This window comes from Prauserella shujinwangii (assembly GCF_003001955.1).
Classification (GTDB): Bacteria; Actinomycetota; Actinomycetes; order Mycobacteriales; family Pseudonocardiaceae; genus Qaidamihabitans; species Qaidamihabitans shujinwangii.
Genome location: NZ_PVNH01000001.1, coordinates 663,005 through 687,558, shown reverse-complemented (window position 1 = coordinate 687,558; position 24,554 = coordinate 663,005). Strand labels below are relative to the sequence as shown.

At 72.5% G+C, this 24,554-nt stretch carries 21 protein-coding genes; 14 read left to right on the top strand and 7 right to left on the bottom strand.

The features are described 5' to 3' along the window. Positions 1-460: 460 nt before the first annotated feature. The 8 genes from B0I33_RS03145 to B0I33_RS03110 all read left to right on the top strand — a co-directional run bounded on the left by B0I33_RS03145 (position 461) and on the right by B0I33_RS03110 (position 6,481). Entirely contained in the window at positions 461-1,144 is a 684-nt protein-coding gene (locus B0I33_RS03145) for a glycoside hydrolase family 11 protein (RefSeq protein WP_106176934.1), read from the top strand. 309 nt (positions 1,145-1,453) lie between these two features. Continuing rightward, the gene (locus B0I33_RS03140; RefSeq protein WP_106176933.1) at positions 1,454-2,611 is read left to right on the top strand and encodes a sensor histidine kinase; all 1,158 of its coding nucleotides are present in this window, start codon (positions 1,454-1,456) and stop codon (positions 2,609-2,611) included. Next, entirely contained in the window at positions 2,608-3,267 is a 660-nt protein-coding gene (locus tag B0I33_RS03135; RefSeq protein WP_219927117.1) for a response regulator, read from the top strand. The genes B0I33_RS03140 and B0I33_RS03135 overlap by 4 nt, the downstream gene beginning before the upstream one ends. Before the next feature lie 166 nt (positions 3,268-3,433). Beyond that, positions 3,434-3,967 (top strand): dihydrofolate reductase family protein, encoded by a 534-nt coding sequence (locus B0I33_RS03130; protein ID WP_106176932.1) that lies wholly within the window; start codon positions 3,434-3,436, stop codon positions 3,965-3,967. Between the two features lie 134 nt (positions 3,968-4,101). Beyond that, positions 4,102-4,638: a dihydrofolate reductase family protein gene (locus B0I33_RS03125; protein WP_245900407.1), complete on the top strand. Its 537-nt coding sequence runs from the start codon at positions 4,102-4,104 to the stop codon at positions 4,636-4,638. 287 nt (positions 4,639-4,925) lie between these two features. Next, positions 4,926-5,129 (top strand): cold-shock protein, encoded by a 204-nt coding sequence (locus B0I33_RS03120; protein WP_106176930.1) that lies wholly within the window; start codon positions 4,926-4,928, stop codon positions 5,127-5,129. A gap of 96 nt (positions 5,130-5,225) precedes the next feature. Beyond that, complete coding sequence (locus tag B0I33_RS03115) at positions 5,226-6,263, top strand: fatty acid desaturase family protein (protein ID WP_106177032.1); 1,038 nt, start codon at positions 5,226-5,228, stop codon at positions 6,261-6,263. Positions 6,264-6,292: 29 nt separating this feature from the next. Then, on the top strand, positions 6,293-6,481 hold the full coding sequence (locus tag B0I33_RS03110) for a hypothetical protein (RefSeq protein ID WP_106176929.1): 189 nt from the start codon (positions 6,293-6,295) through the stop codon (positions 6,479-6,481). 43 nt (positions 6,482-6,524) lie between these two features. On the opposite strand, the gene B0I33_RS03105 is transcribed toward B0I33_RS03110, so the two are convergent. The 6 genes from B0I33_RS03105 to B0I33_RS03080 form a co-directional block, all read right to left on the bottom strand. Further along, positions 6,525-7,502, bottom strand: coding sequence for an electron transfer flavoprotein subunit alpha/FixB family protein (locus B0I33_RS03105; RefSeq protein WP_106176928.1), 978 nt, complete (start codon positions 7,500-7,502; stop codon positions 6,525-6,527). Positions 7,503-7,506: 4 nt separating this feature from the next. Beyond that, complete coding sequence (locus tag B0I33_RS03100; RefSeq protein WP_106176927.1) at positions 7,507-8,271, bottom strand: electron transfer flavoprotein subunit beta/FixA family protein; 765 nt, start codon at positions 8,269-8,271, stop codon at positions 7,507-7,509. Between the two features lie 68 nt (positions 8,272-8,339). Continuing rightward, positions 8,340-10,883, bottom strand: a complete 2,544-nt coding sequence (locus B0I33_RS03095; protein ID WP_106176926.1) for a GcvT family protein — start codon at positions 10,881-10,883, stop codon at positions 8,340-8,342. Positions 10,884-10,896: 13 nt separating this feature from the next. After that, positions 10,897-12,588 (bottom strand): formate--tetrahydrofolate ligase, encoded by a 1,692-nt coding sequence (locus B0I33_RS03090; protein ID WP_106177031.1) that lies wholly within the window; start codon positions 12,586-12,588, stop codon positions 10,897-10,899. Then, positions 12,585-13,463 carry a methylenetetrahydrofolate reductase gene (locus B0I33_RS03085; protein ID WP_106176925.1) on the bottom strand — a complete coding sequence of 293 codons (879 nt, stop codon included), beginning with the start codon at positions 13,461-13,463 and terminating at the stop codon, positions 12,585-12,587. Before B0I33_RS03085 ends, B0I33_RS03090 begins: the two co-directional genes overlap by 4 nt. Positions 13,464-13,483: 20 nt before the next feature. Further along, positions 13,484-14,716: a glycine cleavage T C-terminal barrel domain-containing protein gene (locus tag B0I33_RS03080; RefSeq protein ID WP_106176924.1), complete on the bottom strand. Its 1,233-nt coding sequence runs from the start codon at positions 14,714-14,716 to the stop codon at positions 13,484-13,486. 615 nt (positions 14,717-15,331) lie between these two features. Here B0I33_RS03080 and B0I33_RS03075 point away from each other — a divergent pair. The 6 genes from B0I33_RS03075 to B0I33_RS03050 all read left to right on the top strand — a co-directional run bounded on the left by B0I33_RS03075 (position 15,332) and on the right by B0I33_RS03050 (position 22,937). Next, positions 15,332-16,684 (top strand): NsdA family TPR-like regulatory protein, encoded by a 1,353-nt coding sequence (locus B0I33_RS03075; protein WP_106176923.1) that lies wholly within the window; start codon positions 15,332-15,334, stop codon positions 16,682-16,684. A 173-nt stretch (positions 16,685-16,857) separates the two neighbouring features. Continuing rightward, positions 16,858-17,097 carry an acyl carrier protein gene (locus B0I33_RS03070; RefSeq protein WP_181193155.1) on the top strand — a complete coding sequence of 80 codons (240 nt, stop codon included), beginning with the start codon at positions 16,858-16,860 and terminating at the stop codon, positions 17,095-17,097. A 3-nt stretch (positions 17,098-17,100) separates the two neighbouring features. Beyond that, positions 17,101-18,333 (top strand): beta-ketoacyl-[acyl-carrier-protein] synthase family protein, encoded by a 1,233-nt coding sequence (locus B0I33_RS03065; RefSeq protein WP_106176921.1) that lies wholly within the window; start codon positions 17,101-17,103, stop codon positions 18,331-18,333. Between the two features lie 21 nt (positions 18,334-18,354). After that, a complete protein-coding gene (locus tag B0I33_RS03060; protein ID WP_106176920.1) occupies positions 18,355-19,119 on the top strand; it encodes an SDR family NAD(P)-dependent oxidoreductase in 765 nt (254 codons plus the stop codon). Positions 19,120-19,146: 27 nt separating this feature from the next. Continuing rightward, the gene (locus B0I33_RS03055; protein WP_106176919.1) at positions 19,147-21,201 is read left to right on the top strand and encodes a beta-ketoacyl synthase N-terminal-like domain-containing protein; all 2,055 of its coding nucleotides are present in this window, start codon (positions 19,147-19,149) and stop codon (positions 21,199-21,201) included. After that, entirely contained in the window at positions 21,198-22,937 is a 1,740-nt protein-coding gene (locus tag B0I33_RS03050) for an acyl-CoA dehydrogenase family protein (RefSeq protein ID WP_106176918.1), read from the top strand. Before B0I33_RS03055 ends, B0I33_RS03050 begins: the two co-directional genes overlap by 4 nt. 205 nt (positions 22,938-23,142) lie before the next feature. Here the strand turns inward: B0I33_RS03050 and B0I33_RS03045 are convergent, their stop codons facing one another. After that, on the bottom strand, positions 23,143-24,516 hold the full coding sequence (locus tag B0I33_RS03045; RefSeq protein ID WP_181193154.1) for an FAD-binding protein: 1,374 nt from the start codon (positions 24,514-24,516) through the stop codon (positions 23,143-23,145). Positions 24,517-24,554: the final 38 nt, after the last annotated feature.

The window sequence follows — 24,554 nt, the reverse complement described above, 5'->3', positions numbered from 1 at the left end:
CCGCCCCGGAACGACGTCCACTGTGGACTTGTCCGCCCGGACTCCCGGAATGCCCCGCAGAACATTCGAAAACTTTCGCCGCCACAACGCGGCGCTGACCAATGAAATAGCGATTCCAGCAAACGACTCCGGAATTCGGTCAATCGGTCGGACGGGTGACCAGTCACGACCCTTTCCCCCTTCCACCGGCCACCCGGGCGAGCATTCCGAAACGTTTCCGAAACTCGTTGACAGCGCTGCGTGGCCGATTCCATACTTTTCGCCATCGGCAGCCCTCGACCGCCGATCCGGATCATTCACGACGATCCGGCTTTCCGGTCGCCGACGCGCGACGACCGGCCAACCCCCACCGCGTTGTACGACGGTGGCGCGAGGCGGCAGCCACCCTGTCCGCCGACCGCTCACCGGACGTATCACGCTGCCCGTGCCCAAGCGGCCTCGACGAGGAGGAAGCACGACCATGGACAACGCCCCGCGCCACCCGATCAGTCGCAGGACGTTCATCGGCGGTGCCGGCTCACTAGCGCTGGCTACCTCCGCCGCGGTGATGTTGCCTGGCACCGCACACGCCCAGACCATCACCAACAACCAGACCGGCAACCACAGCGGTTTCTACTACTCGTTCTGGACCGATGCCAACGGGACGGTCTCCATGACCCTGGGGTCCGGCGGCAACTACAGCACCTCGTGGCGCAACACCGGGAACTTCGTGTGCGGCAAGGGCTGGAGCAACGGCGGTCGCCGGACCGTGCGCTACTCGGGCAGCTTCAACCCGTCCGGCAACGGCTACCTGTGCCTCTACGGTTGGACGTCCAACCCGCTCGTGGAGTACTACATCGTCGACAACTGGGGCACCTACCGGCCCACGGGAACGCACCGCGGCACCGTCTACAGTGACGGCGGCACGTACGACATCTACCAGACAATGCGCTACAACGCCCCTTCCGTGGAAGGGACGAAGACATTCCCGCAGTTCTGGAGCGTCCGGCAGTCGAAGAAAACCGGTGGAACCATCACGACCGGAAACCATTTCGACGCCTGGGCCCGCGCCGGAATGAATCTGGGCAATTTCAGCTACTACATGATCCTCGCCACCGAGGGATATCAGAGCAGCGGGAACTCGAACATCACCGTGAGCGGATGACGTCCCCGCCTCCCCGGCGGGTGGTCCCGGCACCGGCCGTCACCTGACCCGCACCCGGGTGCTCCCGTCACCCGGAACGGCCTGCCGGGGCCACCTGTCCCGGTTCGCCGCCGACCGCCCCGAGTCGGCGGCGAGCCGGGACACCGTGCGGCGCCGTGCGGAGCCACCGGAGATGCACCCGGGCGCCCCAGCACCGAGGTGGACCGGGAACCCAGGGGCGGCCGGCGCCAGACGGCGCCGCCAGCCGGGCCGGCGCGGACATGACTTCCGGCACCGGCCCGGCGAGCGGCCACGATCTAGGATTCGTCCATGAGGTGGCGGCTGTGCGGGGACGCCCGGCGGCGGAGCGCGCTCGCCGGGCTGGGCTGCGCACTCGGCGCCGGTGTCGCCATGCTGCTCGAGTTGACGATCTCGACCTACGCGGGACCGTCGGCGGTGGCCTGGTGGTGGACGGCCTACCTGCTCTACCTCCTCGTCCTGCTCGCCATCGACGGCTACCTGCCCCGGCCACCCCGGATCGGCGACGATGCGCTGCTGACCGCGCTGGTGGTGCTGGGCATCACCGTGTTCCTGCTGTACCCGGACCAGGGCTGGACCGCGATCCTGCTGGTGGTGAGCGCCGCGGCCACCGCGTCCCGGTGGCGCCCCCGCGCGGTCGCCGGCGTGATCGCCCTCCAGACCCTCGCCGTGGTCACCGGCGTCCTGGCCGGCGGGTGGCCGGCGTCCGACGTCATCATGTCGGCCGTCGCCTACGGCACCTTCCAGGGTTTCGCCGCGCTCGTCGTCCAGTCGGCGCGACGGGAGGCCGAGGCACACCGCGAGGTCGCGGTCGCCCACGCGGAGCTGCACACGGCCGCCGCCCTGCTGGAGGCCACCAGCCGCGACGCCGAGCGGCTGCGCATCTCCCGCGACCTCCACGACGTGGTGGGCCACAAGCTCACCGCGCTGGCCCTGGAGCTGGAGGTCGCCTCCCACCTGGTCACCGGGGACGGCCGTGAGCAGGTGGCCCGGGCACGCTCCGTCGCCAAGGACCTCCTCACCGATGTCCGCGCCACCGTGGGTCAGCTGCGGGAGAGCCGGTTCCCGCTCGAACGGATGCTCCGGTCGCTGGCCGACGAGGTGCCGGGCCTGGACGTGACCGTGGAGGTCGGCGCGGCTGCCCGGGTCGAGGGCGAGCACGCGCACGTCGTGCTGCGCTGTGTCCAGGAGGTCATCACCAACACCCTGCGCCACGCCGCGGCCGGTCACCTGCACGTGCTGGTTCGCGCCGACGACGACGGGATCCGGGTCGAGACCCGCGACGACGGCCGCGGCGCGAGCGCCATCACCCCGGGCAACGGGCTGACCGGGATGCGCGAGCGGTTCGAGGCGCTCGGCGGCACCCTGGAACTCCGCTCCGCCCCGGGGGCGGGCTTCACCACCGTCGGGCGCCTGCCGGTGCGCACCCCCTCGGGACAGCCGGCGTGACCGGCGAACCGGCCCGCGTGCTCCTCGTCGACGACCAGACGTTGGTGCGGCAGGGAATCCGCGGTCTGCTGGCACTGACCCGCGAGGTCGACGTGGTCGCGGAAGCCGCCGACGGGGACGAGGCCCTGCGGCTGCTGGCGGAGCACGACGTGGACGTTCTCCTGCTCGACCTCCGCATGCCCCGGCGGGACGGCATCTCCACGTTGGAGGCGATGCGCGAGCGCGGCGTCGACGTCCCGGTGCTGGTGCTCACCACGTTCGACGACGAGGAGCTGGTGCTCCGCGCGCTCCGGGCCGGGGCACGCGGTTACCTGCTCAAGGACGTCACGCTCGAACAGCTGGTGAGCGGAGTGCGGTGCCTGGCCAGTGGCGGCACGTTGCTCCAGCCCGCACTCACCGACCGGCTGCTGCGCGCCATGGTCGAGCGGCGGGACACGGTCGAGGCCGCCGAACGGCCGGAACCACTCAGCCCAAGGGAGCTCGACGTGCTCCGGCTCGCCGCCGCGGGCTGGTCCAACCGAGAGATCGCGCACGGGCTCCACCTCGCCGAGGGCACCGTGAAGAACCACATGTCGAGCATCCTCCTCAAGCTGGGGGTGCGGGACCGCACCCGCGCGGTCCTGCGCGCCCTGGAGCTCGGCGTGCTGTCGCGGTGATCCGGCCACCACGGCACCGCGCCCCGCGTCCGTCCGCGGCGTTCCTCCCGGCACGCCACTCACCTGGGGTGCCAGAAGTCATGGGCGGGATCGGTGACGACCGGCACAGGCCCGCGGGGCGCCGCGGTACCTAGCATTCCCCTGCCAAGAGAGAGGAACCAGCACCATGGGCCGCATCATCAGCAACTTCTTCATCGCGCTCGACGGCGTCGTCGAGAAGCCGGAGACCTGGCACATGCCGTACTTCAACGACGAGATGGGCGCGATCATCGGCTCCGGCATGCAGACCAACAAGGCGTTCCTGATGGGCCGCAAGCTCTACGAGGAGTGGTCCGCGCACTGGACCGCGAGCACCGACGAGATCGCCGACTACTTCAACACCATCCCCAAGTACGTCGTGTCGTCCTCCCTGCGGGACCCGGCCTGGAACAACACCACCGTCGTCCCCGGCGACCCGGAGGCCGTCCGCGCCGTGAAGGACGGCGTCGACGGCGACATCGCGATGTCCGGCAGCGCCACCACCGCGCGCTGGCTGCTCGCCCACGGGCTCCTCGACGAACTCCGGCTCCTGCTCCATCCCATCGCCGCCGGTGAGGGCCAGAAACTCTTCGAGGGCAACGCCACGCACAAGCTCGAACTCGCCGACTGCACGACGCTGTCGACCGGCGTGCTGAACCTCGCCTACCGGCCCGTGTCCTGACCGGCACCGCGACCGGTCACCCACGGTGCGGGGCCGGCGGGCCGAACACGGGCAGGCACACCGGTCCCGCACCACGACGAACCAGGAGGCACCGTGGGACGAGTCGTCGTCACGAGTTCGTCTCGCTCGACGGGGTGGCGCAGGCACCCGCGGGAGAGCACTTCGAGCATCGCGACTGGAGCCTCGCCTTCAACCGCGGCGCGGACGGCGAGCGATTCACACTGGACGAGGCACTCGCCGCCGAGGCTCTGCTGCTCGGCCGCAGGACCTACGACCTGTTCGCCGGGGCCTGGCCGGACCGCGACGGGCCGCTGGCCGACAAGTACAATTCCATGCCCAAGTACGTGGTGTCCGCCACCCTGACCGACCCCGCGTGGAACAACACCCACGTGGTCACGGGTGACCTGGTCACGGAGGTGGCGGGACTGCGCGACGCGCTGGCGGGCGAAATCCAGGTGCCGGGCAGCATCCAGCTGGTGCGAGCCCTCCTCGCGGGCGATCTCGTGGGCGAGATCCGCCTGCTGACCCTGCCGGTCGTCCTGGGCACCGGGCGACGGCTGTTCGGACCGGCGCCCGGCAGGACCAGGTGGCGGCTCGCCGGGACGAGGACTGTCGGCGAGGGGCTGCCGATCACCGTCTTCCACCGGCACCGCGCGGACCCGGCCACCTGACCGGTCCCGGGACGACGTGGAGGGCAGGTACCGGCGGCGGGCTTCTCCTCGCCGCGGGTCCGGGACGGCTCAGAGTCCCGAGAACCGGCGGCCCGGGGAACCTGATGCCCGGCCCGCGCGTTAGGATGGGCACGTCGCAAGTTTTCGGTGCGTTCTCACGCTCCGCGGAATCTCGATGCGGGCGTGTTGTTGTCTGACCAGTGGCCACAGCAGGGCCGTTCTCGCGTGCGACCCGGAGTCGCGCACGATGCGCGCTCCGGTCAAACCAGATGCTGGAAGGACACGACATGGCTGAAGGAACCGTCAAGTGGTTCAACGGCGAGAAGGGCTTCGGCTTCATCGCACAGGCTGACGGAGGCCCCGACGTCTTCGTTCACTACTCGGAGATCGACGGCAACGGCTTCCGCACCCTCGACGAGGGCCAGCGAGTGAGCTACGCGGTCGGCCAGGGCGCCAAGGGCCCGCAGGCCACCGGCGTTCGGGCACTCTGAGCGACCCGGCACGCGGTGCTCGTCGTCACCGGACGATGAGCACCGCCATTCGCGGGACGGCCCCGGCCGACCGCACGAACAGAAACCGTGGTGGTCATGACCCCGACCAACCCCGCTGCCGCACCGGCCAGATCCGGTAGCGATTTCACCGAACTCACCCGCCGGATCAGGCAGCGTGGGCTGCTCGACCGGCACCCGTCCCGTTACGCGGTCCGGTTCACGGTCAACGCCGTGCTGCTGGCGGTCGGCTGGACCGCCTTCGCCGTGCTGGGTTCGTCCTGGTGGCAGCTGCTGACCGCGGCCTTCCTCGCCGTCGTGTTCACCCAGCTCGCCTTCATCGGCCACGACGCGGGACACAAGCAGATCTTCCGCGGCCGGCGGGCCAACCAGGCCGTCGGCTACCTGCACGGCGCCCTCGTGGGACTCAGCTTCGACTGGTGGGTCCGCAAGCACAACCGGCACCACGCCAATCCCAACCACGAGGACGACGACCCGGACCTCGACATCCCGCTGCTCTCCTTCACCCGAGGGCAGGCCGCCACCAAGCGGGGCGTACTCCGCTGGATGGCGAAGTACCAGGCGTTCCTGTTCTTCCCGCTCCTGCTGCTGGAAGGGCTCAGCCTGCACGTGTCCAGCGTCCAGGCGGTGCTGCGGCGCGAGGTGAAGGCGACCACGCTGGAAGCCACACTGCTGGCCGCGCACATCGCCGGTTACCTCGCGGCCGTGTTCCTCGTCCTGTCGCCGTGGCAGGCGATCGTGTTCCTCGTCGTCCACCAGGGACTCTTCGGCATCTACCTGGGCTGCTCGTTCGCGCCCAACCACAAGGGCATGCCGACCCTCACCGCGGGGGAGAAGCTGGACCACCTGCACAAGCAGGTGCTCACCGCACGGAACGTGCGTGGCGGGCTCATCACCGACTTCGCACTCGGTGGCCTGAACTACCAGATCGAGCACCACCTGTTCCCCGGCATGCCCCGGGCGAACCTCCGCCACGCGGCACCCGTCGTCCGCGAGTTCTGCCGCCAACGGGGACTGCCCTACAGCCAGACCAGCGCCCTCGGCTCCTACGCCGAGGTCCTGCGCCATCTGCACGCCATCGGCGCGCCACTTCGCACCGCCCGCGGCTCCCAGTAGCCGGCGGCGGCGCAGCAAGGACCAACTTCATGAGCTCCACCCGAACCTCCCGGCCCGGAACGCGGCGGACCGCCACCGGCGTCCATCCCGTCGTCTTCAGCCACCCGGCGGACGACGAGCCCGCCGGCCACGAACCCGCCACGACCCGCTGGGCACGCGCGGCCCTGGCACGGGCACTCGACACACCGTTCTCCGAACAGGCCGCCACCCCCGTGTGACGGAGCGGTACGCGGGCACCGGTCGTGAGTGTTCGCCGTGGTTCTAACCACGTTCCTCACTCACGACCGGTCCGCTGTGAACGGAGCGCCGCGCCCGGATCTCCGCCACCATGGCCGGCAGCACCTCGTGCAGGTCGCCGATCACCGCGTAGTCGGCGCGGGCCACCATCGCCGCGTCCGGATCGGTGTTGACCGCGATGATCGTTCTCGCGTCCATGCAGCCCACCCAGTGCTGGGTGGCACCGCTGATCCCGCACGCCAGGTAGACCTCGGGGGCGATCCTCGTGCCGGTGAGTCCCACCTGGTCGCGGTGCGGCCGCCACCCGTTGCCGGTCGCCACCCGCGAGCAGCCGACCGCGCCGCCGAGCAGCCCCGCCAGTTCCTCCAGCACCGCGTAGCCCTCGGCACTGCCGACCCCCCGGCCGCCGGAGACGACGACGGAGGCGGTCGCGAGCCCGGTTCCCTCGGTGCGGGCGGCGCGCTCCACCACCCTGGCCCGCACGTGGCGCGGCTCCAGCTCCGGGACGAACTCCGCCACCGCGCACTCGCCCACCGCGTGCGGGGGCCCGGCCGCGGGGACGGCCGCGGCCGGGGCGACCGTGACCAGTTTGACCGGTGCCGCCAGCTCCGCCTCCTCCAGCAGCATCCCACCGCCCCGGGACCGCACCAGCCGCCAGGGGTCGCCCCCGGTCACGGAGACGCAGTCGGTGGCCAGTGGCAGTCCCGCCCTGGCGGCGGCATGCGCCAGGATCTCCGTGCCGTGCTCGGTGGCGGCCGCCAGCACCCCCGAGGGCCGCAACCGGGCGACCAGCTGCGCGAGCGCCTCGCCATAGCCCTCCGGCGCATAGGCGTCGAGCAGCTCGTGCCGGATCCGGTGCACCGCGGTCACGCCCCACCGGGCGAGCTCGCGCGGGCCGGGGTCCGCGCCGTACGCGACCGCTTCCACCACCGGGTCCAGGGAGCGCGCGAGAGCGCACACCTCCGGCGTGGGTTCCCGGTCCTCGACCACCGTGAGCAGCATCCGGCTACACCACCCCGAGCTCGTCCAGCACGTCGACGACGGCGGGCGCCGCGGCCGCGCCGTGCCCGAGCACGACCACGGCCGCGCGGTCGTCGGCGGGCTGGCGCAGCCGCACCGTGCGCAGCCCGCCGGGCTCCGGTTCCACGGCGACGGTCCGCAGCTCCGCCTTCCTCGCCCGCAACCGGCCCGGCAGGCTCGGGTAACGGGGCAGGTTGAGCCCTTCCCGCACGGCCGCGGCCGCGGGCAGCGGCACGCGGTACACCTCGACACCGTCGCCCGCCTCGCGGCGCATCCGCAGGCCGTCACCGGCGACCTCGAGTGCCTTGACCCCGCTCACGATCGGCAGCCCGAGGCCGGTGGCCACCCGGATGCCGACCTGGTGGTGACCCGCGTCGGCGGAACAGTCGCCGAACAGCAGCAGGTCGAACGGCTCCTCGCCGCCGGTGAGGGTGCGCACGGCCTGCGTGATCGCTCCCGCGGTCGCCTCGGGATCCGGGTCGGACCGCCCGGCATCCACCAGCACCCCCCGGTCCGCGCCCATCGCCAGGGCGTAGCGCACCTGCTCGGCGCACTCCGCGGGCCCGACCGCCAGCACGGTGACCCGGCCGCCGTGGGCGGCGACGAGCCGCACCGCCTCCTCGACCGCGCACTCCTCGTGCGGTCCGATCGTGAACCCGAGGTGGCGGGTGTCGATGTCCCGCCCGTCGCCGGTCAGCGGCACCCGCGCCCCGGCGGCCGGCACCCGCTTGACGCAGACCAGCACCTCCATGACTCACCTTCCTCCCCCGCGCCTCGTGAGTGAGAAACGTGGTGAGAACAACGTTTCTCACTCACGAGTCAGCTCCTCATCCGGGTGTCGTCGGGGTCGAACAGCGGGGTGCGCCCGACCCGCGCCACCGTCACCGGGTAGCGCCGCGCCATGTACTCCACCTGCAGCCGGGTGCCTTCGACGGCGTGCTCCGGGGGCAGGTACGCCATGAGCAGGTAGCTGCCGAGCGACGGGGCCGAGCCTGCGCTCGTCACGAACGAGCCCCGGCCCTTCCGGTCGGCGATCCGCTCCCCGTCACCGGTCAGGATCGGCTCGCCGCCCTGCGGGTAGCGCGGGATCCCGGACTCGTCGGCGTGCTCGGCGGGCGCACCCAGGGTGAGCGTGCACAGGGTCGCCGCCGGGCCGGTCTCCCGCGCGGCCAGGTACGGCCGCTTGCCGACGAACTCGGCGGACTTCACCCGGGGCAGTGCGAGTCCCGCCTCCACGGGGTCGTACTCAGCGTCCAGCTCGGCGCCCATCAGCCGGTAGCCCTTCTCGAGGCGGCCCGTGGTGCCGTAGACGCCGATCCCGGCGGGGACGATGCCGAACGGGGCGCCCGCCTCCGCGACCGTGTCCCACAGTCGCAGGCCCTGCTCGAACGGCGCGTGCAGCTCCCAGCCGAGATCGCCCACATAGGACACCCGCAGCGCGAGCACCGGCACCGTGCCCACGGTGATCCGGCGCGCCGTGCCGAACGGGAACGCCTCGTTGGTCAGGTCGCCGGCTTCGTCGGCACAGCACGCCGACAGCACGTCCCGCGCCCGCGGTCCCCACAGGCCGAGCGTGCAGACCGCGGAGGTGACGTCGGCGAAGGACACGGAGCCGTCCGCGGGCAGGTGCCGGGTGAACCAGAACCGGTCCCGCGCGCCATCCGCGCCGCCCGTGATGACGCGGAAGGAGTCCTCGCCCAGCCGGACGAGGGTGAGGTCGCTGCGGAAGCCGCCGCCGGGGGTGAGCAGCGGCGTGTAGCAGAGCCTGCCGACCGGCCGGTCCACCTGCGCCATCGCCAGGTGCTGCAGGTAGTCGAGCGCACCGGGGCCGGAGACGTCGAACTGGGCGAAGGCCGAAAGGTCGATCATCGCGACCCGTTCGCGCAGCGCGAGGTGCTCGGCGTCGATGACGGGCGACCACCACCGCGCGTCCCACTCGTGCTCCCGGCCCGGAATCCGGTCGCCGAACTCGTCGAGCAGCGCACGGTTCGACTCGTACCACTGTGGCCGTTCCCAGCCGCCGGTCTCGAAGAACTCGGCGCCCAGCGCGCGCTCGCGCGCGTGGAACGGGGACACGCGCTGCGGCCTCGCCGACGTCCACTGCTCGCGCGGGTGCACGATCCCGTAGATCTTGTTGAACCCTTCGGTGGCGCGGGCTCGCACGTGCGCGGGAGTGCGCTGGTGCGGGTAGAACCGGGCGATGTCGGCGCCGTGCGGGTCGATCTCCGGGTCGCCGCCGGTCATCCACTCGGCGAGCATGCGGCCCACGCCGGGCCCTTCCTTGATCCACACCGCCGCGGCCGACCACAGCCCCGCGACCTCCGGGGTCTCCCCGAGCACCGGGGCACCATCCGGGGTCAGGGAGAGCAGCCCGTTGATGGCGTGCCGGATACCGGCTCCCGGCGTGTCCAGGATGCTGCCGAACAACGCGAGCGCGTCCTCCAGTTGCGGGTCGAAGTCCTCCTGGGTGAACGGCAGCTGGGTCGGGGAGAGCGCGGCCGCCTCGATCGAGGGGATCTCGTCCGGTTCGTGCAGGATCGGCCGGTGCGCGTACGACCCGATCTCCAGGTCCGGGCCGCTCTGCCGCTCGTACATGAGCGCGTCCATGTCGCGGATGATCGGGTAGGCGATCTCGGTGCCGGTCTCGGCCAGTGCGGGGATGGGGCCGACGTCGATCATCTGGTGCACCACGGGCGTGAGCGGGATGCGGGCGCCCGCCAGGCGCGCGATCCGCGGGCTCCACACCCCGCAGGCGATCACGACGGTGTCGGTCTCGATCTCGCCCGCGTCGGTGCACACCGCGCTCATCCGACCTCGCCGGGTGCGGAGGTCGGTGACCTGCACGCCCGCCGCGACGGTGAGCGCGCCCTGCGCGGTGGCCTGTTCCCGCATCAGGGCGCCGGCCTGCAGCGGGTCGACCACCGCCACCGACGGTGTCCAGAACCCGCCGAGGATGATGCCGGGGTCGACGAACGGCACGAGTTCCGCCACCCGCCCTGGCCCGACGAGCTCGGCGGGCACACCCCACGCCGTGGCCGAGGCGAGCCGCCGCCGGAGCTCCTCGGCCCGTTCGGGTCCGCGCGCGATCTCGATCCCGCCGCAGGTGGTGAGTGTTCCGAGCTTCTCGTACTGGCGCATCGAGTCGACCGTGAGCGCGGTGATCTCCCGCGAGTGGTCGACCGGGAAGATGAAGTTCGACGCGTGCCCGGTGGAACCACCGGGGTCGGGCAACGGGCCCTGGTCCAGCTGGACGATCCGCCGCCAGCCCAGCTCGGCGAGGTGGTGGACGACGGAGTTGCCGACGATCCCGGCGCCGATGACGACGACGTCGGCGCGGCTCGGCACGCGGCGTTCGCTGGTCATCACGATCCCTCCTTCACGCGAGCCCCACCACCTGGCCGGACTCGTCGATGTCGATGACCTCGGCCGCTGGGTGCGACGAGAGGCCGGGCATGGTGCGCATGTCGCCGCAGATCGGGTAGACGAACCCCGCGCCGACCGAGGCACGCACCTCCCGGACGGGCAGCAGCCAGCCCGTCGGCGCGCCCTTGCGCGACGGGTCGGCCGACAGGGACAGGTGGGTCTTGGCGATGCAGACCGGGAGCGAGCCGAACCCGCAGCGCTCGTAGGAGTCCAGCTGCCGGCGCGCGGCCGGGCTGGGGTCGATGCCGTCGGCCCCGTACATCCGGCGCGCGACCGTCTCGATCTTGCGGTCCAGCGGCAGGTCGTCGGGATAGAGGAAGCCGAACCGCGCCGGTTCGGCGCAGGCCTCCGCCACCGCTTCGGCCAGTTCGGCCGCGCCCTTGCCGCCCGCGGCGACGTGGTTGCTGATCGCGGCGCGCACGCCCTCCCCGGCGGCGATGTCGGCGATCGCCCGCTTCTCGCTGTCGAAGTCGGTGGGGAACGCGTTGACCGCGACCACCGGGGTGACGCCGTGGGCCCGGATGTTGGCGATCTGCCTGCGCAGGTTCGCCGCGCCCGCGTGGACGTCGTCGGGACTTTCGTCCAGCATCCCCTCCGGCAGCGGCCTGCCCGCCACCACGCGGTACCGCCCGGAGTGCGCCTTGAGGGCACGCACGGTGGCCACGACGACCGCCGCGTCGGGCACGAGACCGGAGGCCCGGCACTTGATGTTGAAGAACCGCTCGGCACCCATGTCCGCGCCGAACCCGGCCTCGGTGACGAGGTAGTCGCCGCCGCGGATGCCGATCAGGTCCGCGACCACGGACGAGTTGCCGTGGGCGATGTTGCCGAACGGTCCGCAGTGGACCAGCGCGGGCGTCTGCTCGACCGTCTGCATGAGGTTCGGCTTGATCGCCTCGCGCAGCTGCACGCACATCGCGCCCGCGGCGCGCAGCTGTTCCGCGGTCACCGGTTCGCCGTCCCCGGTGTAGCCGACGACGATCCGGCCCAGCCTGGCCCGCAGGTCCGGCAGGGAGTCCGCGAGCGCGAGCACGGCCATGACCTCGCTGGCCGCGGTGATGTCGAAGCCCGTCTGCCTCGGCAGGCCGTCCGCCTTGCCGCCGAGCCCGGTGACGATCTGCCGCAGGTCCCGGTCGTTGACGTCGAGCACCCGCCGCCAGGTGATCGCGAACGGGTCGATGCCGAGCCGGTTGCCCTTGTGCAGGTGGTTGTCGACCATGGCGGCGAGCAGGTTGTGCGCCGAGGTGACGGCGTGCAGGTCGCCGGTCAGGTGCAGGTTCACCGATTCCATCGGCACCACCTGCGCGTAGCCGCCGCCCGCCGCGCCGCCCTTGATGCCGAACGTCGGGCCCATCGACGCCTGCCGGATCGCGATCACCCCACGCTTGCCCAGGTGCGCGAAGGCCTGGCCGAGCCCCACCGTGGTGGTCGTCTTCCCCTCCCCGAACGGGGTGGGGGTGACCGAGGAGACGACGACGTACCTGGCCTTCGGCCGGTCGGCGAGCTCCCCGATCGCGTCGAGGGAGATCTTCGCCGTCGTGCGCCCGTAGGGCTCGCAGAGGTGTTCGCCGATGCCCATCGCCGCGGCCACGTCGGCCAGCGGTTTCAGCGTGGCGTTGCGGGAGATCTCCAGGTTCGAGGTCATGCGGCGCTCCCCCTTTCCCGGGTCGCCCTGCGGTGGGCCCGCCGCACCCACCGCGCGGTCGCACCGACTCGGTTGAACGTGTAGAAGTGCAGGCCGGCCAGCGCGCAGCGGTTCCGTTCGAGCTCGGCGTCGAGCGTCCGCAGCAGCCGACGGGGCCGGTACCCGCCCGGCCGCAGGATGCGGCCGGCCGCCGAGGTGTGGCCGCGCAGGAACCGCAGCGAGTCGCCGACGCCGATCCGCAGCCCGATCGTCAGCAGGCTGCGCGCCTCGACGGTGCCCGGGACCCCGGCCACGACCGGCAGGTCGACGCCCTCCTCGCGCAGCGTCGCGGTGAATCGGCACACCGCCGCGCCGTCCAGGCACAGCTGCGTGACCGTGTAGTGCGCGAAGGGCTGTTTGGCGCGCAACGCGGACCACAGCGCCGGTCCGGGGATCGACGGATGCCCTTCCGGGTACGAGGGCACCCCGATCCTGGCGGGCAGCAGGCCCAGGTCGGCCATGGCCCGCAGCAGCGCCAGCCCGTCCGGGTACGGGCCCGCGGGCTGGGCGGCGTCGCCGCCGACCACGAAGACCTCCTCGATGCCCGCCCCGTCGAGCCGGGCGAGCATCTCGCGCAGCTCGCCACGGCCGGTGCACTGGCGGGCGGCCAGGTGCGGCACCGCGTGCAGGCGCTGTGCGGCGAGCTTCTCGCAGAGCTCGACGGTCGCGCCCGTGCCCCTGCGGGGCGAGGCGGTCACGGTCACCACCGTGTCCTCCGGCAGCGCACCGGTCTGGTCCAGCACGGAGGGCAACGGCAGCACCTCGTACCGCGGGCGGGCGAGGAGCGGCGCCAGTGCGGAGGGGCTGTGCGGCCCTTCGGGGACGAGCGGTTCCATGGTCGACCCTTCGGCCCAGCTCAGCGCTTGGGCGTCTCCTTGCGCGGATCGATGAACGGTTTCTCGACCACCATCCCGGTGCGGACGCCACCGGGGGTGTGCACCGCGACCTCCGTGCCGGGCGCGGTGAGCTCGATCGGCAGCATCGCGAGGCCGATGTTCCGGTCGAGCCGGGGGGAATGGCAGGCACTCGTCACGGAACCGGCGGGCGAGGCCTGCCCGGACCCGGCGTGCACGGCGAACGGCTCGATCATCGAGCCGTCGTTGTAGGAACCGAGCGGCGGCCCGTCGATCTCCAGCCCGACCATGAGCCTGCGGACGCCTTCGGCCTTGATCCGCCGCAGCGCCGCCTTGCCGATGAAGTCGGCCTCCTGGTCGAGATCCACCATCCAGCCGTAGTCGTAGCCGACCTCGAGCGGGTTGGTGTCGAGCGTGATGTCGCAGCCGTAGGCGAGCATCCCCGCCTCGATCCGCCTGATGTGGCAGGGGCCGATCGGCCGCATCCCGTGCGGCTCCCCCGCCTGCCACACGGCGTCCCACAGCCTGCCGGCGTGCCGCGAGGCGTCGTGCAGGTAGATCTCGTAGCCGAGCTCGCCGGAGTAGCCGGTGCGGCTGACGGTGACGTCCATCCCGTCGACCGTGAAGTCACGCAGCCGGTAGTAGGGCACGTCGAGGACACCGGGACCGAGCAGGTCCGTCATGACCTCCCTCGCGCGCGGGCCCTGGACCTGCAGCGGAGCCGCGTCGGCCTCGCGGATGGTGACGTCCCAGCCGCCCGCGTGGGCCAGTCCCATGGCCCACAGGCCGACGTCGCTGTCGGCGAGGGAGAGCCAGAACCGGTTCTCTTCCAGACGCAGCAGCACCGGGTCATTGACGATGCCACCGTCCGGCGCGGTGACGAACACGTACTTGCACTGCCCCACGGCGCACCGCGACAGGTCGCGCGGGACGAGCGTGTTGGTGAAGTCGAACGCGTCCGGTCCGGAGATCTCCAGCTGGCGCTCCACGCCGACGTCCCAGAGCGTCACTCCTTCCAGGAGGGCCCAGTACTCCGCGACCGGGTCGCCGTAGTGGCGCGGGTGATAGGTGTGGTTGTAGACGCTGTAGCACGCCGCGCCGTGGGCGCGGGACTTCCAGAAGTAGGGGGATTTGCGCAGCCGGGTGTAGAGCAGCACGGCCGGCTGCCCCACGACGGCCTGGCCGGTCGGCGCCGCCGTGCCGGGCTGCGCGTGCGGGTTCATGACGTCCGTCATAGGGGCCACCTCGATTCGGGCCCGACGATCTTGCTGTGAGGGGTGGGCGATCGCCCTGCAGTATGTTGCGCTGTGCGCAACCGGTTGTTCTATACGCAACTCCTTGAGATTCGCCATTGTGAGCGCCGTCACGTGAGGCCGTCAAGAGGCCGGTGACAGTTGTTCGGGGCGAATCGGAAGAGGCCCGACGCACGCGCCCCGGCGATCGGCAGCCCCCGGCCCCGCTCGCGCCGCACCCGGCGCGGAGCCGGCTCCGCGCCGGACAGCGCCGCGCACCGGAAACCGATCATCCACATCGGACTTTCGCGCCCGTCGCCCGGCGACCCGCACCCGGGCCGCCCCCGGAGTCCCCGCACCGTCGCGGACGGCGGGACGCCTCCGCCCAGCACCGGCTCGATACTCCGGACGGCCTCGTTCCCGCTGCCGCTTGCCGGGCAGCCGGTTCGTGCCGGGCGACGGACCTTTCGCCGAGCGCTCCGCCCGCCGCCGGCTCGCGGGTACAGTCACCGAACGGGCACGAGACGTGACAGAAGGTGATGAACAGGTAGCGGGCGGCGGCACGTCCGCGTTGCCGAGACTGCCGATCCGACTCACACGCGAAAGCGGAGGAACGGGATGCGAGCACCCCGGGTCGCCAACCATCAACTCGGCGCACTGCTGGCGGAGGCCGGATGGAACGGCCCCGCGCTGGCGCGCGCGGTCAACCGGCTGGGCGCGGAGAACGGGCTGACCCTGAGGTACCAGCGTGCCTCCGTCGCCCAGTGGCTCACCGGGGTGCGGCCGAGGCCCCCGGTCCCGGACCTGGTGGCGGAGGCTCTGTCCCGCGCCCTGGGCCGGACGGTCACGGCAGCCGATGCCGGCCTCACCTCCGCCGGACCGCCGCGCGAGGGCGACCGCTGGGAGGCGTGGTGGCACCAGGACATCGTGAACCGGCTCGTCGACGCCTACGAGGCGAGCACGGGAACACCGGGAGCCCCGGCGCTCACCTACCGGACCGCCGCGCTCTCCGTGCCGCCCTGGGCGACGCTGGCGAGCATCCCGGTGACCACCGCGTTCGCCGGGCACGAGGCGGCGCGTGCCGGCCGGGTGGACCCGCACGCGGCGACGGCGATGCTGCGGGTGTTCTCCGACGCGGACCTCGCGTTCGGCGGAGGTCACGCACGCACCGCGCTCGCGGGCTACCTGGCCTCGACCATCGCACCGGCACTGCGCTCCGGCGGCAGTCCCGCGTCCCGCGGGGAGCTGCTCCGCACCGCCGCACGCCTCACCTACCTGTGCGGGTACATGTGTTTCGACGACGAACTGCACGGCCTCGCCCAGCACTACTACCTGGCCGGTCTCCGGCTCGCGGTCGAGGGAGCGGACCATGTCGTCCACGCCATGTCGCTGCGCGCGCTGAGCCTGCAGGCCCGGCTCCTCGGCCACCGCGGGGAAGCCGTCGACCTCGCCGAGGCCGCGGCCCGGCGCACCGCGCACCCGATGCCGCCCCGGACCCGGGCCTGCCTGCTCGGCCAGCTCGGCGTCGCCCAGGCGGCGGCCGGCGACCGCCGCGGCGCGCTGGCGAGCCTGCGGGCCGCGGACGGCTTCGCGGCGCGCGCCGACCACTCGGCACCACCGGTGGGAACTTGCCACCAGGCCTCACTCGCCTACCAGCACGCTGCCGTCGCCGCCTACCTCGGCAGCCGGGGCGAGGCGATCCGGCTGCTGACGCAGTCGGTGCGCACCCGGCCACGCAACGAGCTGCGCACCCGGACGATCACCCTGGCCCGGCTGGCGGAGCTGCAACTGTCGCACGGACGCCTGGAGCAGGCGTGCGAGAGCTGGCACCGGTTCCTCGACGACTACCCGCTGCTGTCCTCCGGCCGGGCGGACACCGCCTTCGCCACACTGCGCGGACTGCTGCGCTCGCACTCCGGCAACGTCGCCGCCCGCAACCTCCTCCGCCGCACCCGGTCGGCAGTCCCCTGAGACAACTGTCTATCCACTGAGGACAGAAAATCGCCGGATTGTCAATTCCTTCAGGATGTCAAGTACCCGGTACACACGTTCAGGGGTACCCGGCCCCTTCCATGCCGTGCCAACGTGAAGAGGTCGACGCCGACCAGTCCGGCGATTCCCGCACAGCACAGGAGAGTCAGCGCATGGTGTCCGATGTGTCCGGTGAACTGACCGAGATCCTCACCACGAACTTCGACGTGGACTCCGCCGACATCGATCCGGAAAGAACCCTGGACGAGCTCGGCGTCGACTCCGTGGCGACGATCGAACTCGTCGACATCCTCAAGGAGAGATTCGGCATCGCCGTCGACGAGGACGAGCTCACCAACAAGAGCACGGTCGGCCAGGTGATCAGTGCCGTCACCGCGAAGAGGAGCGCGTGATCCATGCACCGCCCCTTTCCCGCCTCGATCACCGGCATCGGCATCGTCGGCCCCGCCGGGATCGGGATCGACGAGAACTGGGAAACCGCCTGCGCGGGCCTGCCCACCGCCCGCGTCCTCGAGGAACTCGGGGACGCGCCCGTCCCCTTCGCCAGCCCGGTTCCGGACACCTTCGATGCCGACCGGCTCACCGGGCGCCGCGTCTCCCGGCACTACGACCGCAGCACCCAGTTCGCGCTGGTCGCGGCCGAAGCGGCGCTCGAAGGTGCCGGCCTCACCCGGGCGGCCCTCGACGGCAGCCGCGTCGCGGTCGTGCTGGGCACCGCGTTCGGCGGCGCGAAGACGTTCGAGGACAACCATGCCCGGCTGCTCGAACGAGGTCCCGAAGCCGTCACCGCGCGTTTCCTCCCGAAGGGCCTGGTCAACATGGTCTCCGGGATCCTGTCCATCGAGCTCGGCACGCGGGGCCCCAACCTCGTCGTCTCCACCGCCTGCGCGTCCGGTGCCACCGCGATCGGGCTCGGCCTCGGCCTGCTGCGCGCCGACACGGCCGACGTCGTCGTCTGCGGCGGGACCGACGCCGGCATCACACCACTGCACGTGGCCGGGTTCCACAAGCTCCGTGCGCTGACGCGCGCCCGGCGGCACCCGCCGTCCAGAGCGTCCCGCCCCTTCGACCGCGACCACGACGGCTTCATCATGGCCGAAGGCGCGGCGGTCCTCGTGCTCGAACGCGAAGCCGATGCCACCGCGCGCGGCGCCCGGCCCTACGCCAGGCTCGCCGGTTACGGGGCCACCGCCGACGCCTACCACATCACCGCGCCCCACCCCGAAGGGCACGGCGCCAAGGCCGCGATCCGGGCCGCCTGCCGCGACGCCGGGCTCGGCCCGCACGAGATCGGCCACGTCAACGCTCACGCCACCTCCACGCCCACCGGAGACGGCGTCGAAGCGGCGGTGATCGCCGAGCTGCTCCCGGAGGCGGTCGTGACCTCCACCAAGGGCGTCACCGGGCACACGCTCGGCGCCGCCGGAGCGATCGAGGCGGCCTACACGGCCCTCGCGCTGCACACCCAGACCGTCCCGCCCACCGCGAACCTGCACACACCGTGCGACCAGGCCGCCCCGCTCGACCTGGTCGCCGGGCAGGCCCGGCCCGGCCGGTTCGACACCGCGCTCTCGAACAGCTTCGGCTTCGGCGGGCACAACGCCGTCCTGGCCCTCACCACCGCCTGAACCAGAGAAAGGACACCGACCGTGGGGCAGATCGCCGTCATCACCGGTGCCACCGCGGGCATCGGTCTCGCCTGCGCCAAGCGGCTCCTCGCGGACGGAGCGACCGTGGTCGTCTCCGGACGCTCCGCCGAACGCGGGCGCGAGGCCGTCGCCGGGCTCGCGGCCGGGGACCGGGCCCGGTACATCCCCTGCGACGTCACCGATCCCCGGCAGGTCACCAACCTGGTCGAGGAGACCATCGACACCTACCGCCGCATCGACGTGCTGGTCAACAACGCCGGCGGCGTCACCGACGACGGAAGGCCGATCGCCGAACTCGACGACGATGCGCTCGACCGCGCGTTCACCCTCAACGTCGACTCGGCCTTCTGGGCCTGCCGTGCCGTCCTGCCGCACATGCTGCCGCGCGGCTACGGCCGGATCGTGAACATGGCCTCGATCGCGGGCAAAACCGGAGCCGCCGGCCTGGTCGGCTACACCACGGCCAAACACGCCCTGGTGGGCTACACCAAGACCCTGGCCAAGGAGGTCACCACGCGTGGCATCACCGCCAACGCCGTCTGCCCCGGCATCACGGACACCGAGATGATCCCCCGCGAGCTGCAGGGGGCGATCGAGGCCACCGGTGCCGACTTCGGACAGGCCGCCGCCCACTACACCGGCGACCTCGGCCGCATGGTCGAGCCGTCCGAGGTCGCCGCGCTCGTGGGCGTGCTCGCCTCGCCCCAGGCGGGCGCGATCTCCGGCGCGGCGATCAGCGTCGACGGCGGATTCACCCAGTACTGACCCGCACACTCTGGAGAGGAACCGGCCGTGCCGTCGACTCCGTGGCTGGCGCATGACCCCAATCCCCACGCCGACCGACACCTGCTCTGCCTGCCCTACTCCGGTGCTCCACCGTCCCTTTTCGACGAATGGCGCATCCCCGGTGTGGACGTTCTCCCGCTGCTGCTGCCCGGCAGGGGAACCCGTCGTCGGGAGCCCCTCGGGCGGTCACTGCGGCAACTCGCCGAGGACATCGCCGCGGACGTCGTCCCCCGGCTGCCCGGCAGGTTCTTCCTCCTCGGGCATTCGATGGGCGCATGGCTGGCCCACGCTGTCGCCACCGTGCTCGCCGAGCGTGGCGCGCGCGGCCCGGAGCGGCTGTTCGTCCTGTCCGCCCCGCCCCCGCACCTGCCGCACCGGCTGTTCTCGTCCCTGCACGACCTGACGGACGAGGACATGGCCGACGAGGTGGTGCGGCTCGGCGGGGCACCGGAGTCCGCCCGCGACGCGATTCTCGCCAACATCGCCGTGATCCGCGCCGACGCCACCGCGGTGGGCGAGCACCGCCCGGCTCCGCGCCCGCTCTCCTGCCCGATCAGTGTCGTGGCGGGCACCGGAGAGCCACTCTTCGCGCTGGGAGACCTCCTGGAGTGGCGCGCGTCGACCCACGCCGACGTCTCCCTGCACCTGGTCGAGGGGGGACACTTCACCGTCGCCGAGCAACGGGAGGCGATCCTGCGCCTCGCCGCGCGGGACACCGGCGCGGCCACGCGGCACACCGACCCCATCGCCGTCGTCGGCATGGCCTGCCGGTTCCCCGGCGCGGGCGGCCCCGCCGAGTTCTGGCGCCTGCTCCGCGAAGGCCGTTGCGCGGTCGGCCCCGTACCCGCCGGCCGCGCCACCGATCCACACAGGCCGCTCCTGCGCGCCGGCGGATTCATCGACGGCGTGGACCTGTTCGACGCAGGTCACTTCGGATTCGGCACCCGGGAGGCGCACCGTGCCGACCCCCGCCTGCGACTGCTGCTCATGGCCGTGCAGGAGGCCATCGACGATGCCGGGCTCCTCCCGGAGGACGTGGCGGGCCCGCGCTCCGGGATCTGGGTCGGCGAGAGCCACTCCGACTACTGGGACCTCTCCACCGGCACCGTGACACCCAACATGTACACCCTCTCCGGCGGGGGGCTGAAGAGCTTCCTTTCCGGCCGGGTATCGCATTTCTTCGACCTGAGCGGGCCGAGCATCACCCTCGACACCTCGTGCTCGGCCTCGCTCACCGCCGTCCACACCGCCTGCCGGGCGCTGCGCGACGGCGAGGTCGACACCGCCTTCGCCGCGGGAGCGCACCTGATCCTCAACCCCGACGCCGGACCCGCGCACGGCCTGGCGAAAGCCCTGTCCCCGCACGGCCGGTCCGCCTTCGCCAGCGTCGACGCCGACGGCTACGCACGTGCCGAGGGTATCGCCGTCGTCCTGCTCAAGCGCCTCACCGACGCGCTCGGCGACGGCGATCCCCTCCATGCGGTGATCGAGGGCTCCGCGATCAACGCCAACGGCCGGTCCGGCCGCAACATCGTCACCACCAGCGTGCCAGGACAGATCCGCATGATGCGCGAGGCCCTCGCCGACGCCGGAGCGCGCCCCGCCGAGGTGGCGTGCGTCGAAGCCCACGGGCCCGGCACGAAGGTCGGCGACGAGGTCGAGCTCGCCGCCCTGCACGAGGTCTACGGAGCCAACCCCCGCCCTTGCCTCGTCGGCTCGGTGAAGACCAACATCGGGCACCTCGAACCCGCGGCGGGAATCGCCGGACTCCTCAAGGTGGTGCTGGCACTGCGGCATGGGCAGGTTCCCGCGTCGTTGCACCACAAGGCCCCGGCACCGGCCATCGACTGGGAGCACTCGGCCCTGCGCGTGCCCACCGCACTCGAACCGTGGCCCCTCCCAGGTCGCCGCCGCGCCGCCGTCTCGTCGTTCGGGCTCTCCGGCGCCAACGCCCACGTCGTCGTCGCCACCCCGCCGCCGCACGGGAGCACCCGGCAACGCCGCCCGCCACGCTCGTGGAACCTGCGCCGCTACTGGTACACGGAGGTGGCCGCCCGATGACCTTCCCTTCCTCCCTCCGCGAGCGCATGTCCGTGTGGGCCGAACTCGACGCCCTGCTCGGCAGGCCCGAGTTCGACCATGCCCGTACCGGGATCAACGCCACCTACGAACGGCTGCGGGCGTTCGGCCACCTGCTGGGCCCGGCACGGCGGCTGTACCACGACCCCGCGAGACTGCTCGCCGGGATAGAGTGGGCCGGGATCGTGGACCCGCCGCTGATGCACGTCGCGATGGTCCACTTCGGAGTCGCGACCACCGCCATCGTCGAATGCGGCCGGTCCGGCCACGACCTCGACACGCTCACCGCGCAGCTCGACACCATGGCCGCGCCCGGCGCGATCGTGGCGACGGAGCTGGGCCGCGGAGGGTCCCAGGTCAGCCTCCGCACCGAGGCCCGCTACGACCGCGAACGCGGCACCTTCACGCTGCACACGCCGGACGACGCGGCACTGAAGATCATGCCGAACGTGGGATGGACCGCGCTGCCCCGCACCGCCGTCGTCGCCGCCCGCCTCGTGACCGGCGGCACCGAGCACGGCGTGCACGCGTTCGCGTTCCGGTTCCCCCACCCCCGTGCCAGGGTCGTACCCCTTCCCGGCGGGGCGCCCCTGCCGCTGGACTACGCGGTGATCCGCTTCGAGCACGCCGAGATCCCGTTCGGACACTGGCTTCGCGACGATGCGACGCTGACGGACGGCATGGTGGTGGACCCGCTCCCGCCGCAGCGGCGGCTGGCCCGCACGCTCGGCGGGGTCAACGCCGCCGTCACCTCGGCCGCCGTGGCGCTGGCCTCGGCCGCCCGCGCCACGGTGGCGATCACCGCCCGCTACACCAGGCAGCGCCTCATCGGTGACCCCGGTGTGCCCGCGCTCGGCTTCCCCGCGCACCGGGCCGAACTCGCCTCCGCGATCGCCCGCGTCTACGCCCTCGGCTGCTACGTCGACAAGGTGAGCCGGGACTTCGTCGCCGAACGCACCGGCACCGGCAGGACGACACCCGCGGCGGATGCCGGGGACGCGGGCTACGCGCCGTGGCTCGCCGCCGACCGCGACCGCACGCTCGCCAAGGCGGCCGCGACCACCACGCTGGAGTCGGTCGCCGCCCGCTGCCGGAGGCTCTGCGGCTTCCAGGGCGTCCTGCACACCAACCGCATCACCGGCTACGAGGACATGGCGCGCAGCTTCCACGCCGCGGGCGGCGACACCCGGCTTCTGCTGCTGGAGGCCGGGAAACAGCTCGTCGACGGCACGGACGCTCCGGCCGGGCACGGCGCGCCCGGCCACGATCCCGGCGATCCGCGCTCGGTGCTCCGGCTCGTCTGCCTGCACGAGCGGGTGCTCGCGAACCGGCTCCGCCGGCACGCCGACCATGCCGGCCTGGACGACCGGCTGGACCAGGTCGAGCGCCTCGCGCACGTGCACATCGTGCGCCGGACCCTGCAGGAGTCCGGCGCCGCGGAAGCGGCCGCTCCCGGGCCGTGGCGCACGACCCTCGGCGCCGCCCGCCGCCTCTACGCCATCGACGCGCTGCTGGACTCGGCCGCCTGGCATCTCGACCACGGTTCGCTCCGCCCCGGCGATGTCGACGTGCTGCGCCAGGCCCGCTCCGCCGCCGCCGAGCACGTCATCCGGCATCTCGACGCGTTCGTCGACGGCCTCGCGGTCCCACCGGGGCGGGTCGGCGGTTTCATCGGACGGGCGGACTACATCGACCGGATCGCGGCGCTCACCCGGTGATCCCTGCGCGTCCACATCGGACACCGCGATGGCGGACTGGAGCGCGACTCGTGCCGTCGCGCCCCTCGCTGCCGGTCGCGGCACGCGACGAGGGAGGGGTGCGGCCCGGGGTCAGGGCCCGTCATCACCGCGGAACCCGGCCTGGGACGGCAGCACCGCGCGTACCCGCATGAATCGTGAGCCGGACCTCCACGACCCCGGCCGGTCAGGTTCGTGTCCCGCCGGACAGCGCGGCGTTGATGCCGGGGCCCGGCGTGAGGATGAGGCGGGGATCGTGGCGTTTCTTGGCCGCCACGACGTCGGCCCAGGTGTCGCCGTAGTGGCGTCGCCACTCCGCGGCGCCGAAGACGTGGCTGCCGATCGGGTAGGCCGCGCCGCCCGCGGCGGTGGCGGCGCCGAGCCAGGCCCGGTTGCGGTCCAGCATCCGCTCGACGTAACCGGGGTCGGCGTCGGCCGGGGAGGCGTTGAGAACGTCGAACAGCCACACCAGGCGGTCCGGGTCCTGCCGCGGCAGCCGCAGCCGGGGCCTGCCGAACGCCCCGGCGCGGTGCGGGAACAGCAACACGAAACCCTCGCCGTGCGGGGCGCTCCAGTCCTCCGGCGTCATCGCCGCCAGCGTGCGATCGACGAAGGACTCGGCCGCGTCGTCGGGCAGGAACACGTCGAACCACGGCTTGCACCGGTCGTCCCAGCCCGCCTCCCGCCACTGGTCGATGACCCGGGTGTACTTGGTGGCGTGCTCGACGTAGCGCAGCGTCTCGCGCTCGGCGGGCCCGTCCCAGCACGGCAGCCCGTCGCCGGGTAGTGGCCGCTCGGTTTCGTAGTAGGCCAGCTGCACCAGGAACGTCGGGCCGGGCCCGGCGGCGCCGGGCGGCAGGATCATGCAGTAGACCTCGTCCAGCACGCCACGCTCGATCGCCGCGCGCATCACGGAGAACGCGGCATCGACGGTGCCGCAGGGCACCGCCCAGGTGTGCACCCGCCGCGGCAGCGGCGCCAGGTCCAGCACCACGCGGGTGATGATGCCGACCTGCCCGAGCCCGCCCAGCGCGGCGGCGAACAGCTCGGGGTTCTCCTCGTCCGAGGCCCACACGGTCTCACCGCGGCCGGTCACGACCTGGATCCGGCGTACCGCGTCGATCTGGGCGCCCAGGCGATGATGGGGGCTGATCCCGCCGACGCTGAGCGTGCCGCCCACGGTCATCGACACGTAGCCGGTCAGGCCCCCGGCGAAGCGGAAACCCCGCCCGGCCAGGTCCCGGACCAGGTCGGTCCACAGGATCCCCGCCTCGACGTCGACCCCGTCGCCGCCATGGGCGTGGACTTTGTTCAGCGTGGTCATGTCGACGGCCAGCCCACCTTCGGCCAGTCGCTGGCCCTGGGTGGTGTGCCCGGTGCCCTGCGCGGCGACCGGCACCCCCTGGTCGTGGCACCACGCGACCATGCGGGCGATGTCGTCGACGCAGCCCGGGCGCAGCACCGCAGCCGGGCGGCGGTGCACGAGGCGGCCCAGGTCCCGGGCGGAGTCTCCCGGCCGCTGCCCGCCCGTGAGCAACCGGCCGCGCAGCGGCGGATTCACGACGGGCAGATCGCTCGCGGCCCCACGAAGCGACGGAG

Bases quoted from the DNA above. Each gene is read 5' to 3' on its own strand.
- B0I33_RS03080 (WP_106176924.1), bottom strand. From the start codon at position 14,716: ATGACGGACGTCATGAACCCGCACGCGCAGCCCGGCACGGCGGCGCCG.
- B0I33_RS03140 (WP_106176933.1), top strand. From the start codon at position 1,454: ATGAGGTGGCGGCTGTGCGGGGACGCCCGGCGGCGGAGCGCGCTCGCC.
- B0I33_RS03115 (WP_106177032.1), top strand. From the start codon at position 5,226: ATGACCCCGACCAACCCCGCTGCCGCACCGGCCAGATCCGGTAGCGAT.
- B0I33_RS03090 (WP_106177031.1), bottom strand. From the start codon at position 12,588: ATGACCTCGAACCTGGAGATCTCCCGCAACGCCACGCTGAAACCGCTG.
- B0I33_RS03105 (WP_106176928.1), bottom strand. From the start codon at position 7,502: ATGCTGCTCACGGTGGTCGAGGACCGGGAACCCACGCCGGAGGTGTGC.
- B0I33_RS03075 (WP_106176923.1), top strand. From the start codon at position 15,332: ATGCGAGCACCCCGGGTCGCCAACCATCAACTCGGCGCACTGCTGGCG.
- B0I33_RS03120 (WP_106176930.1), top strand. From the start codon at position 4,926: ATGGCTGAAGGAACCGTCAAGTGGTTCAACGGCGAGAAGGGCTTCGGC.
- B0I33_RS03065 (WP_106176921.1), top strand. From the start codon at position 17,101: ATGCACCGCCCCTTTCCCGCCTCGATCACCGGCATCGGCATCGTCGGC.
- B0I33_RS03085 (WP_106176925.1), bottom strand. From the start codon at position 13,463: ATGGAACCGCTCGTCCCCGAAGGGCCGCACAGCCCCTCCGCACTGGCG.
- B0I33_RS03110 (WP_106176929.1), top strand. From the start codon at position 6,293: ATGAGCTCCACCCGAACCTCCCGGCCCGGAACGCGGCGGACCGCCACC.
- B0I33_RS03050 (WP_106176918.1), top strand. From the start codon at position 21,198: ATGACCTTCCCTTCCTCCCTCCGCGAGCGCATGTCCGTGTGGGCCGAA.
- B0I33_RS03100 (WP_106176927.1), bottom strand. From the start codon at position 8,271: ATGGAGGTGCTGGTCTGCGTCAAGCGGGTGCCGGCCGCCGGGGCGCGG.
- B0I33_RS03145 (WP_106176934.1), top strand. From the start codon at position 461: ATGGACAACGCCCCGCGCCACCCGATCAGTCGCAGGACGTTCATCGGC.
- B0I33_RS03130 (WP_106176932.1), top strand. From the start codon at position 3,434: ATGGGCCGCATCATCAGCAACTTCTTCATCGCGCTCGACGGCGTCGTC.
- B0I33_RS03095 (WP_106176926.1), bottom strand. From the start codon at position 10,883: ATGACCAGCGAACGCCGCGTGCCGAGCCGCGCCGACGTCGTCGTCATC.
- B0I33_RS03070 (WP_181193155.1), top strand. From the start codon at position 16,858: ATGGTGTCCGATGTGTCCGGTGAACTGACCGAGATCCTCACCACGAAC.